2 protein-coding genes are annotated in these 1332 nt (G+C 42.4%); both read left to right on the top strand.

Annotated features, from left to right (window positions below; translation table 11 throughout):
* Positions 1-48 precede the first annotated feature (48 nt).
* Positions 49-549, top strand: a complete 501-nt coding sequence (locus tag OA79_RS17725; protein WP_063334545.1) for a transposase — start codon at positions 49-51, stop codon at positions 547-549.
* Positions 546-1332: IS3 family transposase (locus OA79_RS17720; RefSeq protein WP_331709333.1), on the top strand; the 787-nt coding region annotated here is incomplete at its 3' end. The genes OA79_RS17725 and OA79_RS17720, both read left to right, overlap by 4 nt.

Raw genomic sequence — 1332 nt, 5'->3', positions numbered from 1 at the left:
TGAACTGACCCCCAATAGTTGGACATTCCAATTACTGGGGGTCTTTTTATGTCCAAATATCACAGAGCATTTAAACTGTCTTTAGCCAAGTTATCTCAACACCAAGGCTCAAGATCCATTGCCCGAAAATTCGATGTAGCATCGAGGCAAGTTTGTTACTGGTCTCAAGTGTATAGGGTTCATGGTGAAAACAGTTTTCAGCATAGCCAGATGCCATATACCCAATCCTTTAAGCTCAAAGTACTTAAAACGATGCATGAGAATGAGTGGTCCTTAAACTATACAAGTGCCTACTTCGATTTATCGTCTCCAGGAATATTATTCCAGTGGCAAAAGCTCTATGCTTGCGAAGGTATAGCTCGACTTAAACCACAGAGAAAAGGTAGGCCTCGCATGACAACTCAATCTTCTGAATCTAAACCAGCGGAACAAATGACGGAAAAAGAACTAAGAGAAGAACTTGAGTACCTGCGTGCAGAAAATGCTGTGCTAAAAAAGTTGAAAGCCTTGGCTCAGGCCAAACAGGAACAAGCAAAGAAAAAGCGCTGATCGTTACTGAGCTCAAGGCTAAATATCCGTTACAGTTGCTCCTCAAAGCCACTGGACTGGCTCGAAGTGTCTATTACTATCATCGAGCTTCTGCGCAGACGGCTGATTCGGAAAGGGATCTGAAAGAGAAGATTTACGATATCTTCCATGCCCACAAAGGGCGTTATGGATATCGTAGAGTGACCTACGCCTTAAGAAATAGCGGAATCCAAGTGAACCACAAGCGCGTTCAGCGTCTTATGGTTGCACAAGGACTAAAATCCAAAGTACGACCGAAGCGGTATAAATCTTATCGAGGTCGAGTTGGAAAAACTGCGCCCAATCTACTCAACAGAGTATTTTATGCTGATAAGCCTAATCAAAAGTGGGTAACAGACGTAACTGAGTTTAAAGTGGCCGATCAGAAGGTTTATCTATCACCAATGATCGACTTGTTTAATCAGGAAGTCGTGAGTTATGAAGTAAGGACGTCGGTCACCTTGCCGTTGGTCACAGACATGTTAAAGAGTGCAATTAGAAAGCTTGGAGAAGATGAGAAGCCAATTATCCACTCAGATCAAGGTTGGCAGTATCAGAACCAAGCGTATCAGGCACAGCTTAAGACTCATGGGCTACCCCAAAGCATGTCTAGAAAAGGAAATTGCTTAGACAATGCCGTAGCTGAGAACTTTTTCGGCATCCTAAAAACAGAAATGTACCATAACAAAAAGTTTAACAATGCTGATGAGCTGATTGAAGCAATCAAGGAATACATCGAGTATTACAACAACGATCGAATTAAGC

Origin of the sequence: Marinomonas sp. TW1, assembly GCF_001625355.1 — a bacterium.
In the GTDB taxonomy this organism is placed as follows: Bacteria; Pseudomonadota; Gammaproteobacteria; order Pseudomonadales; family Marinomonadaceae; genus Marinomonas.
The sequence above is the reverse complement of the archived record's forward strand: the minus strand, read 5'-3'. Positions and strand labels throughout refer to the sequence as shown.